Below are 16196 nucleotides of genomic sequence, written 5' to 3' on the forward strand. Positions count from 1 at the left end.
TTGCTACCAGCCCCCCCGGGCGATATCAGGCTTGTTGGCCATGCCGTGAATCACCGCGCGGCCGTCTGCGTGCCGGCGCGTCTCGGCCAGCGCCTCATCGGCCTGGGTGACGAGTGTCTTGGAAAAATGATTGGCCGTCGGCACATAGCAGGCACCGCCGACAGCCACTTCCACCACTTGATCGGGCAGACCCGGCATGGGGATTCGGGCTTCACGGACCGCGCGAATCATGGTCTCGGCAACATGCATGGCCCCATCGCGGGTGACATCCGCCAGAAGGGCGCTGAACTCACCGGCACGGATATGCCCGGCGAAATCCGCCCGACGCCGCAAAGCGTCGGAGACCACCTGACCCACGGCGATCAGCGCCTGGTCGATGTCCTCGGCCCGCTGCTTCCGGATCAGTGAAAATTGCCGGATGTTGATCAGCAGCAGGCACAGCGCAAGCTGACGTTCGGTGCACCAGACCCATTGGCGCTCCAGTCGCTCGAGCAGCAGGTCACGCCCGGCCAGGCCCGTGGTGGGATCGAACCCTTCGAGTTCAACGGCCGGATCGACCGCTCGGCGCCACTGTTTGACCTGACTGAGATTCTGCACGCACCGACCTCGCAGTTCGCCTAGCTAGGCGGAGGCGCAAGCATGCCCCCGGACGAGCGGGGTTGTCCACGCATCCTGCAACCAGGGAAATGACGGTATGGGCTAAGCGCTCGCGCTTTGTTCCTCAGCCCCCTGTTCCCAGGCCGCGAACACCCGGTTGCGCCCCCCATCCTTGGCGCGGTACAAGGCCTGATCCGCCTGTTCCATGTAGTACTCGGCATCGTTGCGCAGCACTTCCTCGAAACTGGTGGCCGTGGCCACGCCCACGGAAATGGACACCGGCGCGCCCTCGAGTGCCGGGTGCTCGATCTCCATGTCCTGCACCGCGCGGCGTAGCTCATCCATGAGGGCCACCGCCGCATCGCCCGGGGTGTTGGGCAGGATCACACCAAACTCCTCCCCCCCGTAGCGGCAGACCAGGTCACCCGCCCGCCGGGTTCGCGAGGCCAGAGCCTGGCCGATCTGGCGCAGCACCTGATCACCCTCCGCGTGCCCGGCCGTATCGTTGAACCGCTTGAAGTGATCGACATCGATAATCGCGCAGCTCAGCGGCAGGTGGTCCCGGTTGGCCCGGCGCCATTCGTTCTGCATCTGGCGATCAAAATGCCGGCGGTTATAGCAACCTGTCAGCGGATCGCGAATCGATTCGGTGCGTAGTGACAGCACGTCTTCGATGACGCGGACGCCGTCGTGGATCACGCGTTGCTGCATCCGTGGGTAGGTGCGCGGCCGATCATGGGCCACCACCAGCACACCAATCGTGGACTGCTGGAAGACCGTAAACACCGGATAGGCCGCGAGTGAACACATACGGTGTGGCCCCTGCACCATCGACCGGGCCGCCTCGGTGTCCAGCTCGGACAGGTGATGGACTCTGATCGGCTTGCCGGTCCGCACGACCTCCCACTCGGGTGCATCTGCGGCCGTCACACCCGTTGGGTCGAGGCCCACCGCCGCCACGGGAACCAGATGGTCTGACACCAGCATCGACAACCACGCGAAACGCGACGCCGCACCGCCAGCCACCAGGGCCAGCACGCGCTGCAGCGTGTGATCGACCTCATCTATATTGATGCCGTGGATGTCACTGACTTCGCGGCGTAGATGCTCGCGGAGTGACTCGATGAACTCGGCCATTGCAATCCCTCGGAGGCGCTTGTGCCGGGTTCCAATCGGCCCGCCAGATTCTGATAGGGGGCATGCAGACCAGCACATTCCACGCTGGCAACCTGCACAATGGTCGCTAGCCTACCTGAATGAGACGGCGCAGAAACCCTGTTCAACGCTTGACGGGGCGTTCTGACGACAAGCGGCGGAGTTCGACCAGAATGTCCGCGTGCTGATCGCGCCGCAGGGGGTAGCGTGACAGACACCAGACGGACAGCGCGAACAGCCCCAGCATGAGCAAGGCCACGACGGCACCCAGTGCATCTGCCGTGGATGCATCCACGACCACCGTTGGCGACTCGCCCCCTGGCGACGGCGCCACCACCGCACCGGGGAAGGCGATCAGATCCAGCACGACACCCGCCAGCAATGTCCCCAAACCCGAGGTCGCCTTGATCACAAAGGTCATGACTGCAGCCAGCAGGCCCTCGTGCCGCTGCCCCGTCTGCAGCTCATTCTGATCGGTGATGTCGGCAATCATCGAGGCACAGAGCATGCTCACCGAAATCAGCGCGACGAACAGCAACCCGGTGTGCAGAAACAATGCGATGGTCAGGTCACTGGACCCCTTGGGTGGCATCCAACCCAACATGGCCGCCAGGATCGGTGCCGGGCCGAACAGCAAGGCGAACAGCGACAGTCGGACAGCGGCGTCTCGCTTGTCACTCTCCCGGCTGATGACCGGCGTGATCGCAAAGGCGATGAACAGACCGAGGTAGAGACTCAGACTCAGTCCGCCGATCTGTGTGGAACTCAGACCCCAGTAGTAAGTGTTGATGTAAAAACTGGTGGCGTTGATGTACCCCCAGCCTGCTGCCGAGCACAGGGCCCCGGCGAACAGCATGCGAAACGCTTTATTGGCGAATACGGCCCGCAGGTCCTGCTGCAAGGTTTGCATTCGCAGGGGGCGCTCCACCATGCGTTGCTTCAGTTCTGGGATGAGTCGGCGCGTCCCCCAGGTACACAGCAGCACACCCAGCGTTGCAATGACGGCGCTGGTTGCCCCGTAGCGGGCATACGCCTCGGCCGACAGCCGGCCGTCACCGCCCCCGGGCTGCATCGCGAACAACGCGAAATAGCCGAAGGTGGCAATCCCCAGCCCGGCCAGCCAGCCGAACAGGAACCGCAGCGCGACCAGCTCTGTGCGCTCGTCATAATGCGGCGTCATTTCGGGCAGCATGGCATTGCTGGGCACGGAGTACGCCGTCAGGCTCAGGCGCACCAGAATGGAAAACCCCAGCAGCCAGGCAAACAAGGCGGGCTCGTCCAGGCCGGCGGGCGGCGCGAACAAAGCCCACAACCCCAGCCCGAACGGCAGTGCAGCGGCCAGCATGAAGGGGTGGCGGCGCCCCCAGCGACTGCGCAATCCATCCGACCAGGCGCCCAGCAGCGGGTCGGACACCGCATCGAATAACAGCGCGATGAGAATCGCCAGCCCGGCCAGGCTGCCGGACAATCCCAACACCTGGTTATAGAAAAACAACAGGAACACGCTGAATGCCGTGTCCTTGATGCCCTCGGCCACCGAGCCGATGCCGTAGAACAGGCGAATGCGTCCAGAGACCCTGGCTTGTAGTTCAGTCACCGCACCTCCCTGTGCGTGTTTTCTGGATGAACAATGCCCTGCAGGTTTACCGCATGATGCGATAACAGGGCACGTACTCGGCCCCCGGCAAGCGCATCCGGCGCTGCTCGACAAAACTGCGCAGCAAGGCGTCCAGCTCGCCGGCAATCGCCGGCTCGCCGCGCAGTTCGAACGGACCATGCTCGGCCACCGCCTGGATGCCCGCCGGTTTCACATTGCCGGCCACAATGCCGGAGAACGCCCGGCGCAGATTGGCCGCCAGGTCACTGCTGGACTGGTCCCGGTGCAGGTTGAGACCAGACATGGCGGCATGCGTGGGAACAAACGGGGTCTGGAACTGGGCGTCGATGCGCAGCTTCCAGTTGAACCCGAAGGCATCACGGGCCTGTTCGCGCCAATCGAACACCTGGTTGGCGCCCTCGCCCACGGCTCGGGCCACGGCGATGGGATCATCGATGACGATGCGGTACAAGCGTTGGGCGGCCTGGCCCAGCGTGGCGCCAATGAACGCATGGAGCTGCTGAAAATAGGGCCGCGCGGTCGACGGCCCCGTGAAGATCACCGGAAACGGCATGGAGGCATTGTGCGAATCGAGCAGAATGCCTAGCAGATGGAGAATTTCCTCCGCGGTACCGACCCCGCCCGGGAACACGATGATCGCATGCCCCAGGCGTACGAAGGCCTCCAAGCGCTTCTCGATGTCCGGTAGCACCACCAGTTCGTTGACGATGGGATTCGGCGGTTCCGCCGCGATGATGCCGGGTTCGGTGACGCCGAGGAACCGACCGCTGCCCAGCCGTTGTTTGGCATGGCCGACGGCCGCCCCCTTCATCGGCCCTTTCATCGCGCCGGGGCCGCAGCCGGTACAGACATCCATGCCCCGCAGCCCCAGGGCATGACCGACTTCCTTGGTGTAGTCGTACTCATCACGACCAATGGCGTGCCCACCCCAACAGACCACCAGCGGATCGCGTTCACCGGCATGGATGACGCCGGCATTTCGAAGTAACTCAAACACACCGTCGGTCACCGATGCCGGCGTATCGAGCTGCGGAATATTGGCTGCGGCGACCAGGTCTCGCAGCACGCTGAACAAGTGCTCGCGGATGCCCTCGATGATCTCGCCATCGACAAAGGCTTGGTCCGGTGCATTGATCAGCTGCAGCCGAATCCCCCGGGGTTCCTCGCGGATGCGCACGTCGAAATTGGCGTAGCGCTCCATCACCGCGGCGGCATCATCCAGCTCGCTGCCGATATTCAGCACGGCAAGCGCGCAGGCACGGAATTGATCGTGCAGCCCGCCCGCTTCGGTCGAGGASAACGCGGCTACTTCACGCCGCGATAGCAATCTCAGGCGGCCGCGTGGGCCAATATCAGCGTCCATCGTCTCGCTCGTCTCAGGTCGGTTCCGCCACCGGTCTGGGCCGGCTGGTGGTGGGGAGCATGTCGATGACCCGCCCCCGCGTACTGAGCGACGATTGAATCACAGCGACGGCCCGACGTCTCTGCCGGCTCGCCGCTGCGATGCTCCGCTAGTCAAATACGATGACCTGCCGCACGGCCTCGCCGCGATCCAGCACGTCGAAGGCCTCGTTGATCTCTTCCAGCTTGAGCGTGTGGGACAGCAGCTTGTCCACCGGCAGCAGCCCCGCCTGGTACATGGCGATGAAGCGAGGGATATCCCGGCTCGGAATCGCCGACCCCATGTAGCTGCCACGCAGCACACGCTCGTCCACGGTCAGGCTGACCGCCTGGATGTCCAGCCGGGCATCGGGATGCGGCAGCCCGACCGTCACCGTGGTACCCGCCCGTCCGGTGGCTGCATAGGCCGTCTCCAACACCTTGGCGCTGCCCACCGATTCGACCACGGTTCGCGCCCCGCCGTTGGTGATGGCGCGCACCTGTTCCAGGGCATCGGCATCGCCGGCATTCACCGTATGCGTGGCGCCCAAGCTGCGCGCCAGTGCCAGCTTGTCATCAGACAAGTCGATGGCCACCAGCGGATTGGCACCGCTGGCGCGCGCACCGATCAATGCCGCCAGCCCCACGCCGCCCAGCCCGTACACGGCACAGCTGGTGCCCGGCTCGACCTTGGCCGTATTCACCACGGCGCCGACGCCGGTCATGACCGCACAACCGAACAGTGCCGCGATCCGGAAATCCAGCGTCGGGTCGATCGCCACGCAGGATTTGGCCGAGACGGTCGTGTGATCCGCAAATGCAGACACGCCGAGGTGGTGATGCAACTCGCCCTGGTCATCGGCAAACGGCCGCGCCCCACTGAGCAGGCTGCCGCCGCCGTTGGCCACCGCGCCGGGGGCGCACATGGCCGGTCGTCCCTCGGAGCAGGCTGGGCATTCACCACAAACCGGCACAAAGGAAAAAACGACGTGATCGCCGACCTTGAGTCCACCCGGATTCGGACCGACTTCGACCACCTCACCCGCCGCCTCGTGCCCGAGCACCATGGGCATGACCCGGGGGCGCGAACCGTTGATGACCGACAGGTCCGAATGGCAAAGCCCGGCGGCACGGATGCGAACCGTGACTTCACCGGCACCTGGCGGCGCCAACTGCACCTCGCGGATCTCCAGGGGCTGGCTTTGCGCATAGGGGGCGGGTGCGCCCATCTCTCGCAGTATCGCAGCGCGGGTGGTTCTCATGATGTGACCTCCAGTTGTTGTAGTGCGGCTCGCAGCGCGTCGGGAATGGGCACCGGACGGCGGGTTTCGCGATCGACGAAGACGTGCACGAAGTGGCCTTCGGCGGCCGGTTGCTCGCTGGTCTCGCCGAATAAACCGATGCCGTAACGCACGCTGCTGTTACCCAGGTGATCAACCCGCAGGCAGGCCCTCACCTGCTCCGGAAACGCCAGTGAGCGATGGAACTTACAGCCGGTTTCGATGGCCAAGCCGATCACGGCCCCGGTGTGGATATCCAGCCCGCCAGCCCGAATCAGGTAGTCGTTGATGACCGTATCGAAGTAGCTGTAATACTCGACATTGTTGACGTGTCCGTAGACATCGTTGTCCTTCCAGCGAGTAGGAATCGTCAGTTGGTGTGGAAAATCGTCAGCTTGAATCATGGTGTGTCGCAGGTTGGGATCGGGCAGGTCGGACCGGGCTAGTCGGGGTCCAGCAAGAACGGAGGCGGCGGCTCATCAGCGCGCAGGCGCTGATCGCCCACCGACAACGCACAAATGCGGCTGATCTCCGCCAGCGGCCGGCCGGATTCGGCGGCCCAGGTATTGAACTGTTGTTGGCAGGCCGCCAGCTCGGCACGGGTACTGGGCCGACGGGTCACGACTTCGTTGGCGATGAGCAATGCGACGACGTCGCCGGTGAGCTGGAACGTGTCCTTGCCCGCCATGCGCAGGAAGATGCAGCCGCTCATGCCACCAAGCCGCTGGCCACGCCGTGCCAGCTCACGCCACAGGCCGGTCGTGTCCTCGACCGGCCAGGCGGCCAGCCAGGCCGCAAAGCTGCCCTCGGCCTCCGCGACATCAAGCACGAAGCGCGCGTTACGCGGCACGGAGTTGATTTTCTGCTTGTTCCGTACGATGCGCTGGTCGCGCGCCAGCGCTTCGATGGCATCGGCATCCAGCGCCGCGCAATGCGCCGGATCAAAACCGCCGAACGCGGCCTCAAACCCGGACCACTTCTGCTCGATCACCCGCCAGGCGAATCCGGCCTGGAAGACACGTTTGGTCATCAGGCTGAGGTAGCGATCATCTCCGGTCGTCGCCAAGGTCTCGGCATCGGCCACCGATGGGAGCAATGACGCCACAGCCGCCTCGCCCCCCTTGCGCTGGCAGGCGCGCTCGTAAATCCGCTGGAAGGACTCGGCTCGGGCCACGCGATCAGCCCGACACCAGCAGCAAAACGGCCAGCAGTGGCGGCACGGCCTGTATCGCCGCAGCGCGGCGCATGCGACGGTCTGTGCAGGCCAGGACGATCCCCGCACCCAACATCACCATGCAGCCGGTGAGCACAACGGCCTGACCGCTATGGGTCCGGCCCGTCAGCCACAAACCAATGCCGATGATCACGGCCAGCGACAAAAAGAGATTGTAGAACCCCTGGTTCAGGGCCCAGGGACGCACGGCATCCGCTTCGGTGGGCGCAACCCCGAAACGGCGTTGCACGGCGGGACGGTCGAATAGCACCGATTCCATTAGAAAAAACAACAGATGTAGCGCCGCGGCCAACGCCGCAAAACCCAGTGCCCAGCTCTGCATATGGTCTCCCCCGACTCCCCAGCCCGTTGGCGCTGACAGCGCCTGTGTACGCCGACGTCTACAATGCCGCGCATTATGCGGCAGGCGTCGCTGACATTCGACCACATAGCAAAAAGCCCCCGGCGCCGAAGCGCCGAGGGCCCAAGACTCCCCGTCTGGGAAGCGCCATGGAGACCTAGTCGATGATGGTAATCACCGGGCCGTTAAGCGGCAGGCCGGTGGCCTGGACCGACGTACCGGAGTCCGCGCCCGTCGCCGTCACGGCGGTCAGGCTGAACTGATACGTGGTGCTGCTCGCACCCGGACCTTGAGGACCCTGTGGCCCCACCGGACCCTGCGGTCCGACCGGTCCTTGTGGACCCGCCGGGCCCTGCGGCCCCGGAATGCCCTGGGCGCCCTGGGCACCGTTGGCGCCGTTGTCACCCTCACAGCCGGACAGGCCAACCGCCAACACAATGGCGGCCGCCAGCAGCGGCACGTGACGGCGCGTCAGTCCGCCAACACCGGCCAGGCCCAGCAACATCAGGCCGCTCCCTGCGAACATCGGCGCCGCCATCCAGGCGATGCTGGTGCTGAAGTCCACGGCTACGACGTATGACTCGCTGGCGCCGGCTGCGACGGTCCGGTTTGGCGAGAAGCTCACCGCAAAAGTCCCGGCCACGCCATCGATGGTCACCATTGCCGGCACGGTCATCTCACCCGCATCCACGGCGCCATTGCCGTTGGCATCGAGATAAACATCGGCGGCGGTGATATCACCGTCGAAATCACCCGACCCACTCAGCGTGCCCGAGAAGCCGGCAACCACCAGCGCCTCCGACGCGCTATTGGCCACGGTCAGACTGATGGCTGACACGTCCTGGGCACCGGCCCCAAAGCTGACGCCATTCCCACCGCCGCTGGTGCCGTTGGCCTGCACGGCCAGGGGTGGATCACCCGCGAGATCGGCTGCGGTCACTTCAAAGGCACCGATGTCACAGGCGGTTGTGCCGTCACCATTGCCGTCGGTTGGACGGTCAAAACCGGCACCACGCTGGTCGACGTTGTTGATGGCCATGCTGGCGCATGCACTGTCGAGGCCTGCGTCCACGGCCGTGAAGCCGGTTAACGCCACCGTCATGGTCGGTCCGCCGTTCATCGCCAGACCCTCGGGGTCCAGCCCGGTGGACACGCCGGTCAGGTTGGACGGACCGTTCACCGTCGCACCCGTGACGTCGGCCACCAGGTTGTAGCCCCCACCGTCCACAACGCCATCGACATCCGCTGCGGTCGCCGCTGCGTTGTCGCCGATCAGCGTGTTGGTAGCGGTGAAGCTGGCCGTGGCATCGGCCAGGAACACACCGCCGCCGGAGGTCGTGGCGGAGTTCGAGGCGATGGTCGAGTTGATCGCGTCAATCGTCGAGGCCGGGCGCAGGAACAGACCACCGCCCACTTCCGCACGACTGGCCGAACCATCCTGCTCGATCGCGCCATTGCCGAATACGGTGCTGTTCCACAGGTTCAACGTGGACCCGTTAAAGACCCACAGACCGCCGCCTTCGTTGTTCGCAACGTTGTTCCAAACCGTCGAACGATCAATGGTCATGGTCGTCGCACCGCCGGTGATGTGGACAGCACCACCGTTGCCGGGATTGTTGCCGGCCAGGTTGCTGGCCATCGTGGTCGTCGAGATATTGACCGTGGTGGCAGATGTGGTCGAAACGTCTTCCAGCGCACCGCCGGCCCGGCTGGCCATGTTGTTGTTGATGGTCGAGCCGGTCACGGTCAGCGTGCCATTGAAGTTCAGGATGCCGCCGCCTGAGCCCGACGTGCCCGAGGCCGCATTGTTGGTGATCGTGGCATTGCTCACGGTCATGACACCGCCGTTGTTGAACAAGGCACCGCCACCGGTATCGGCCGCATCACCGCGGGCATCGTTGGCATCCATCACCGTGCCATCGACCGTCAGAATGCTAGGGGCTCCAAAATTCCAGAGACCGCCGCCTTCGGAGGCCGCGACATTGTTGCTGACGCTGCCTCCGACGACAGCCACCACGCCACCAAAAGTTCCGCCGCCATCGCCGGTGATATGCAGACCGCCGCCGTTACCGGGTGCGGCCACCGACACGAGATCGCCCAGCGTAACGCCAACGCTATTGCCATCGAGGGCCACGTTGGTCAGCGCAATCGTCGGCGTTCCGGTGGTGGTGTCGTTGGTGGTCGAGCGGTCTTCGATGCCGCCGCCGGCACGGTTGGCCACGTTGCCGGTGATCGAGCCACCGGTCATGGTCACGGTGCCTTCATTGTTGAAGATACCGCCACCGGAACCGGCACGGCCCAAAGCACTGTTGCCGGCGATCACGGTGTTGCCGGTGATTACGATGTCACCACCCTGGTTGAACAGAGCACCACCGCCGTTATCGGCGGCATCACCGTTCGCGGCATTGCCGGTGAAGGTCACGCTGGCAATCTCCATGAGGCCGGAGCCATTCCACAGACCACCGCCTTCGGTGGCCGCTTCATTGTCGGTCACGCTGCCGCCGGTGTAGCTGACGGCGCCCGGGCCGGAGACGTGCATGGCCCCGCCGTTGCCGGGCGCGCTGCCCGCAAAGTTCTGCGTGAAGGTCACGTTACTCAACGCGGTCGTCGTGGGCGTCACACGGGCATTGTCCTCAATGCCGCCACCCGCACGGTTGGCCGAGTTACCCCGGATGACCGTGTTGCTAACCGTTAGCGTGCCGCCATCGTTCAGGATGCCGCCGCCGCTGCCTGCAGCGCCGGTTGCCGAGTTGAACTCGATGGTCGCGCCGTTGACGATGAGCGTGCCGCCCTGGTTGTGCAGGGCGCCGCCGCCGTCGTCGGAATCCGCCCCAGCGCCGATGTTGTTGACGTAGGTGCCACCGTTCACCGTCAGCGTGCCGGCGTTATTCCACAGCGCGCCACCTTCCTGACCGGCGGTATTCGAGGAGAAGTTACCGCCATTGACCGTGGCATCGACCGGGCCGGTGATGTGCAGCACACCGCCATTGCCCGGACTGACCAGCACCTCGTTGTTGCTGGCCGTCAAGTTGTTCAACGTGGTCGATGCCCCGTTGGCGATCTCGATGGCACCGCCGGCGCGGCTGGCCAAGTTGCCGGTGAAGCTGCTGTCGCTCACCGTCAGCGTGCCGCTGGAGATGATTGCGCCACCACTGCCCGAACCGGCACTGGCATCGTTGTTCGTGAAGTTGCTTCCGGTCACGGTCAGGGTGCCGGCATTGTCGATGGCGCCCCCGCTGGTCGCGGTCCCGCCATTCCCGACATTGTTGCTGACGGTCACCGTATCCAGGGTCACGTCAGCGCCGGCCGCAATGCCCAGTGCGCCGCCGCTGGCGGCCACACCATTGGTCAGCGTCAGGCCGGTCAGCGTCACCGGCTCGGCGGTATCGACCAGCGCGATCTGAACGGCGCCCTGCCCGTCCAGTGTCACATCGCCGGTGATCACCAGATCATCAGCAATGGTGGGTAAGACGGCGGTGAGCGGAATGGTGCCGCCGGCAATCGCCGCATCAAACGTAATCGTGTCGCCGCTGGCCTCGCCGGCAGGCGCCTCGTTAGCGGCCACGTTGCCGGACGCGGCCGCAATGGCCTCGCGCAGGCTGACCAGACCGTCCACCGCCGATACGTCTGTCAGCGTATCCACAACGTAATCGGTCGCCGACGCGGGTGTCGACACGCCTCCGAGCACCATTAACGCGACGGCCAGGCCAGCGCGTTCTGTTTTATGGCTCATCTCAACTCCCTGTGAGTGGGTTCGATTCGAATCGATCCCGCGCGCGGGATCTGTGAGGTTCTTTCGCCCGTCAATCCGCTGTGGATGCACAAGGGTTCAAATTTTTGTGAAGCGCCGACGAATGGTGATTCAAGCATTACGGTTCGAGGCCGATGCCCAGAACTCGGAACTGGCTTCGGAGCAGGATGCATGAAAGCCGCACAGGCATTGGCCACGGTGGTGGTCGCAGCAGGATGGATGACCATGGGTGGCGGACGCGGACTCGAGGCGGCAACCCAGCCCCTGGAGACACCGTCGGCAAGCGCCCCCATCGATCACGGTGTGTACCTGGACGCCTTGCAGCGGGCCGAGCGATCCATCGCCCTGGTCACCGCCGAAAACGAACGACTCCGCTTGCGACTGCAGCAACTGACCCGGCACGCGGGCCATCAGGTCGAGCTGACGGATTCCGGGGCCGGCGATGCCCGCTTCAGGCGACTACAGTTGGATGCCCAGATGCGCTCGCTCGAGCCGATGACCCTGGCGAACGCCCAGGGCAGCGGGAGCCATCCGGCGGAGCGCTGACCGGTCGATGGACCGTCAGCGCGGGGAAATGGTGCCGGCACCAAGAATCGAACTCGGGACCCCCTGGTTACAAAGCAGGTGCTCTACCAACTGAGCTATACCGGCGACCTGCTGCATGCGCTGATGCAGCGGCGCGTAGTTTACCCAATGTCGCCGGTTTCGTCCGCAGCCACGGCCAGCCGAGCCAGTCCCTCCAGCACATAATGCGGCCGCTCCAACCACCCACCCGGCAGATGCGGTGCCAGCAGACGCGCCTCGCCCCCGGTTAGCACACAGAGTGGATCGTGCCAGTCCGACGATTGCCCCAAACCCGCCTGCACCCGGGCGATGGCGCCCAGCAGGGCATGGACGGCGCCAACGGTCACGGCTGGATTGGTGTCATTGCCGACCACCGGCAATGGCGTGGTCACCACATCTTCGGCCAGAAACTGTGTCCGCTGATTAAGTGCGCTGCGAGCCAGCGCCACGCCCGGCAGGATCAGGCCGCCGAGATGCCGGCCGTCGGCTGTGACGGCGTCCACGGTGCAGGCCGTACCGGCATCAACAATCAAGGCATCGCGACCCGTCGCGGCCGCCGCCAAAACCACCATCCACCGATCCACACCCAGCCGTGACGGATCCGCATAGGCGCAGCGCACGCCCAGGGCCTCGGCGGTACTGCGCGCAAAGTGGGGACTGGGCCAATCACGCCCGCGTGCCCAGTCGATGACGGCGGCCTGGACCTGCGAACCCGCGACACTGCTGACCCAAATCGCCGTCGGCCGTTCGGCCGGTGCCAGCCGATCGAGCACGGCAGCGGGACCTTCAGGGCCCCAGCAACCCGCCTGCAGACGGACCAGTTGGCCCTGATGCCAGCTGCCTGCCTTGGCGCGGGTATTACCCAGATCCAGTAACCAGATCATTGCCGGCGTACGCTGACTTCACCCGAGGCCAGCGCCACCAGCTGGCCGTCGATTTCGCATTGCAGTCGTCCTCCCAGGTCTACACCCCGGGCTCGACCCATTCGGATGCGTCCGGCCTGCTCCACGCGGACGGATGCGCCATCCAGTACATCAAGAGCCTGGTAGCGGGGCAGGAAGGGCGCAAAGCCCTGCTCGGAAAAACGGCGCAAATCGCCATCCAACTGCTGCATGAGTGCAGTCGCCAGGTCGGTGCGACAGCCCCGCCACCCAAGCCGGGCCAGACTGGTCCAGGGTTGATCCAGACGGGGCCCCTCACGCATCCACACATTGCAGCCCATGCCGATAATGGCGCGCACCGGCCCCGCCAGCTCGCCGCTGGCCTCGATGAGAATTCCGGCCAGTTTCTGCCCGTCGACCACCAGGTCGTTAGGCCACTTGATGCCGACGCCCGGCCGGTCGATCGCGGCGGCCAATGACAGCGCCACCACCAGACCCAACGGCCCCAGCTGAGACGAGGCGCAGTCGAACTGCCAGTCCACAGAGGCATACAGATTCAGGCCCGGCGGCGAATGCCAGCTGCGGCCGCGCCGCCCTCGCCCGGCGGTTTGCTGCTCGGCTAGCACCAGATGCGGTCCCGCGTAGCTCTGTTCGGCCAGCCAGGCATTGGTGCCGCTGGTCTCGTCCAGGACGGTGACCTGCCAGGCCTGCGGCGCACGCGACTGCAGCTGCTCCGCATCCAGCCGATCCCAGCCACCGGGCAGCCGGTAACCGTGCCCGGCCTCGGCCTCGATAGGCCAACCGGCGTCACGCAGTTTCTGTATGCGTTTATGGATCGCCGCACGGCTGATCCCCGCGGCCTGCGCCAGGGACTCCCCGGACTGCCAGGCCCCGTCAGCCAGCCCGATCAGGACCGAATCGTTCAGGGTCGTGACCCCCGCCAACGGCGCCAGAGCATGGCACGTTCAAACCGGGCCTCCTCGCCGCGCGCCATGCGCAGCAGATTTTCCCGATGCGTCCAGACCACCAGCAGGAACATCGCCGATGCAAAGGCGCCCAGGGGCGACCACAGACCAGCCGCCGACCAGCACGCGACATGGAGCAGCATGACCAGCGCCGCCATCAGCGTGGACAACCCAGCATAGCCGCTGAGGACCAGCGTGATGACAAACCCCAGCAAGGCCCAGGGCACAGCGGCGGGCACCGTGACGATGCAAACCCCCAGCAGCGTGGCCGCGCCCTTGCCGCCGACAAAGCCAAAGAACACGGGGGCGATATGGCCCAGCGTCACGGCGACACCACAGGCCAGGGCGATCCACTGATCCGGCACCGCCAGCGATTCGACCATCGGCCACGGCAGTCGCGGGAGCAACAGCACGGCCAGCACCCCCTTGAGGGCATCGATGGCCAGCACGGCCAACCCGAATCGCTTGCCCCGGGTGCGTAGGGCGTTGGTTGCACCCGCGTTGCCGCTGCCGGACTGACGCAGGTCACCGGTCCCGGTCAGCCGCCCCAGCACCAGCCCGCCCATGACCGACCCCAACAGGTAAGCCAGCAGCGCCTTGACCAGCAGCTCGATCATTCGCCAGGTGCTGCCGACGTACGCAGCCAGGCCGAGCGGCGGGCATGCGCATCCTCGCTGCTGGATTCGGCCAGTGTCAGCGTCCAGGTATTCGGCTCGGCGTCACCCAGCGTCAGCTGGCGCTCCAGCAGTCGGTCTCCACGAATCACATGCACGGCCACGGTCTCGCCAGCGACACGGCGTTGCTCAACAGCCTTGATGACCGCTGGGGTGGCTTCCTCATGGTCGATGGCCACCAGCCGGTCGCCCGGTGCCAGCCCGGCCTGTTGTGCGGGCGAGTCATCCAGCACATTGATCAAACGCGGCTGGCGCTGCCCGCGGGCGTTCAATCCGGTTCGGCAACGCGACGACGGCGCTTCGCCGGGCTGTCGTCCCCCGGCGTCGTCCGGCCCGGCGGCGGGCCGGCAAGTGGCCTCCACACCGAAATCGGCCAGCAGATCCGGCAGCGGCACTTCACCCGGCGTCCGGATCATCGCATCGAAGAAATCGCTGAGATCCAGCCCGGACACCTCGGCCGCCACCTGTTCGATGGCCGCATCCGGGATGGGTTTCATTGCCCGACCGTAACGCGTCCACAACTCGCGCATCACATGATCCAGTGAGCATTGGTCATCGGTTTCGCGTCGCAGCGTCAGATCCAGTGCGCAGGCCACCAGCGCACCCTTGTTGTAATAGCTGACAATGGCGTTCGCGGCGCTGGCGTCCTGCTGATAGAACTTGGTCCAGGCCAGACGACTCGACTCCGCCAGTGATTGCCGGTACCGGCCCGGGTTCCGCTCCAGGCGCGTCATCTGTTTGGCCAGCAAATCCAGGTAGCGGGCAGAATCGATGACGCCGGCTCGCAACAGACCGAGATCGTCGTAATAGCTGGTGATGCCCTCGTAGGCCCAGAGATCGTCGAAGTAGGCAGCGCTCTCCAGGTCTGAATGCGCCACGGCAGCGGGCATCAGTCGCCGCACGTTCCACAGGTGGAAGTACTCGTGGCTAACCAGGCCCAGGAAATTCACGTAGTCGTCGCTGCGGCGCCCGCTGCCGTCAGGCATGGCGCGGCGCGGCGCGGCCAGCGCACTCGAATACCGATGTTCCAGCCCGCCATAACCGTCGGCTGACACATTATTCAGGAACAGGTAGCGATCGCAGGGTAGCTCGCCGAACAGCGCCACCTGGGCATCGCAGATGCGCGCGACATCACTGGCCAGCGCCTCCGCGTCATAGCGGCCAGCCGCCGTGTTGGCGATGGCATGTGGCCGTCCCCCGGCCTCGAACTCGACCACATCGAACACGCCAAGCTCAACCGGGTGATCGATCAACTCGTCGTAGTGCTCACAGCCGTAGCGGCCAAACCCCCAGGGCTCGGCTTCGACCGGTCGCATGGATGTAGCCACGCGCCAGTTGCCGGTGACCGCCGCTGCGTCCGGGGCAATGAGATCAACCGTGCACGGCAGATGCTCTTGTCCGATCACCCTGAGGCACAGCGATGTGGCATTGAAGAAGCCACGTTCGGTATCCAGATAAGCCGTCCGCACCGAGGTGTCGTAGGCGTGGACCTCCATCATCACCGTCAGCGGGCCGTCGACCGGCTCGACTCGCCAGCGATCCTTGTCCACCTGCTCGACCGCCACGGCTTGCCCGGCCGCCTCTGCCGACAAGGTCAGCACATGCCGGGCAAAATCACGCACCAGGTAACTACCCGGTATCCAGGCAGGCAAGGCCAGCCACTGACCCGATGGGTCGGGCGCCTGAATCGTCAGCGCCACGTGGAAACGATGGGCCGCAGGTTCGGCAGGTTCAATCCGGTAATGCAGTGGAGACAA

Annotated in this window: 14 protein-coding genes and 1 tRNA gene; 1 reads left to right on the forward strand and 14 read right to left on the reverse strand. The window is 65.2% G+C overall.

Annotated features, from left to right (window positions below; translation table 11 throughout):
- Positions 1-3 precede the first annotated feature (3 nt).
- The 9 genes from DEH80_RS00765 to DEH80_RS17265 all read right to left on the reverse strand — a co-directional run bounded on the left by DEH80_RS00765 (position 4) and on the right by DEH80_RS17265 (position 11337).
- Positions 4-597, reverse strand: coding sequence for a GGDEF domain-containing protein (locus DEH80_RS00765; RefSeq protein WP_165831207.1), 594 nt, complete (start codon positions 595-597; stop codon positions 4-6).
- 102 nt (positions 598-699) lie between these two features.
- Complete coding sequence (locus DEH80_RS00770; RefSeq protein WP_165831208.1) at positions 700-1734, reverse strand: GGDEF domain-containing protein; 1035 nt, start codon at positions 1732-1734, stop codon at positions 700-702.
- Positions 1735-1876: 142 nt separating this feature from the next.
- Positions 1877-3349, reverse strand: a complete 1473-nt coding sequence (locus DEH80_RS00775; RefSeq protein ID WP_165831209.1) for an MFS transporter — start codon at positions 3347-3349, stop codon at positions 1877-1879.
- A gap of 46 nt (positions 3350-3395) precedes the next feature.
- Positions 3396-4733, reverse strand: coding sequence for a nucleotide 5'-monophosphate nucleosidase PpnN (gene ppnN / locus DEH80_RS00780; RefSeq protein WP_109718564.1), 1338 nt, complete (start codon positions 4731-4733; stop codon positions 3396-3398).
- Positions 4734-4881: 148 nt separating this feature from the next.
- Positions 4882-6012 carry a zinc-dependent alcohol dehydrogenase family protein gene (locus DEH80_RS00785; protein ID WP_109718565.1) on the reverse strand — a complete coding sequence of 377 codons (1131 nt, stop codon included), beginning with the start codon at positions 6010-6012 and terminating at the stop codon, positions 4882-4884.
- Complete coding sequence (locus DEH80_RS00790) at positions 6009-6434, reverse strand: acyl-CoA thioesterase (protein WP_109718566.1); 426 nt, start codon at positions 6432-6434, stop codon at positions 6009-6011. The genes DEH80_RS00785 and DEH80_RS00790 overlap by 4 nt, the downstream gene beginning before the upstream one ends.
- 38 nt (positions 6435-6472) lie before the next feature.
- Positions 6473-7204, reverse strand: a complete 732-nt coding sequence (locus DEH80_RS00795; RefSeq protein ID WP_109718567.1) for a DNA-3-methyladenine glycosylase I — start codon at positions 7202-7204, stop codon at positions 6473-6475.
- A 4-nt stretch (positions 7205-7208) separates the two neighbouring features.
- Positions 7209-7586 carry a DUF1304 domain-containing protein gene (locus DEH80_RS00800; protein WP_109718568.1) on the reverse strand — a complete coding sequence of 126 codons (378 nt, stop codon included), beginning with the start codon at positions 7584-7586 and terminating at the stop codon, positions 7209-7211.
- Positions 7587-7761: 175 nt separating this feature from the next.
- Positions 7762-11337 (reverse strand): beta strand repeat-containing protein, encoded by a 3576-nt coding sequence (locus tag DEH80_RS17265; RefSeq protein ID WP_109718569.1) that lies wholly within the window; start codon positions 11335-11337, stop codon positions 7762-7764.
- Positions 11338-11526: 189 nt separating this feature from the next.
- Here DEH80_RS17265 and DEH80_RS00810 point away from each other — a divergent pair, with 189 nt between their 5' ends.
- Positions 11527-11901, forward strand: a complete 375-nt coding sequence (locus tag DEH80_RS00810; protein WP_109718570.1) for a hypothetical protein — start codon at positions 11527-11529, stop codon at positions 11899-11901.
- Between the two features lie 29 nt (positions 11902-11930).
- Here the strand turns inward: DEH80_RS00810 and DEH80_RS00815 are convergent.
- The 5 genes from DEH80_RS00815 to DEH80_RS00835 all read right to left on the reverse strand — a co-directional run bounded on the left by DEH80_RS00815 (position 11931) and on the right by DEH80_RS00835 (position 16196).
- Positions 11931-12006: transfer RNA gene (locus tag DEH80_RS00815), tRNA-Thr, on the reverse strand.
- 35 nt (positions 12007-12041) lie between these two features.
- Complete coding sequence (locus DEH80_RS00820; RefSeq protein WP_109718571.1) at positions 12042-12803, reverse strand: type III pantothenate kinase; 762 nt, start codon at positions 12801-12803, stop codon at positions 12042-12044.
- Entirely contained in the window at positions 12800-13744 is a 945-nt protein-coding gene (locus DEH80_RS00825; RefSeq protein ID WP_109718572.1) for a biotin--[acetyl-CoA-carboxylase] ligase, read from the reverse strand. The genes DEH80_RS00820 and DEH80_RS00825 overlap by 4 nt, the downstream gene beginning before the upstream one ends.
- Positions 13723-14382: a glycerol-3-phosphate 1-O-acyltransferase PlsY gene (gene plsY / locus DEH80_RS00830; protein WP_109718573.1), complete on the reverse strand. Its 660-nt coding sequence runs from the start codon at positions 14380-14382 to the stop codon at positions 13723-13725. Before plsY ends, DEH80_RS00825 begins: the two co-directional genes overlap by 22 nt.
- Positions 14379-16196, reverse strand: a complete 1818-nt coding sequence (locus DEH80_RS00835; RefSeq protein WP_109718574.1) for a M61 family metallopeptidase — start codon at positions 16194-16196, stop codon at positions 14379-14381. The genes plsY and DEH80_RS00835 overlap by 4 nt, the downstream gene beginning before the upstream one ends.

Source organism: Abyssibacter profundi (genome assembly GCF_003151135.1).
GTDB classification, from domain to species: Bacteria; Pseudomonadota; Gammaproteobacteria; order Nevskiales; family OUC007; genus Abyssibacter; species Abyssibacter profundi.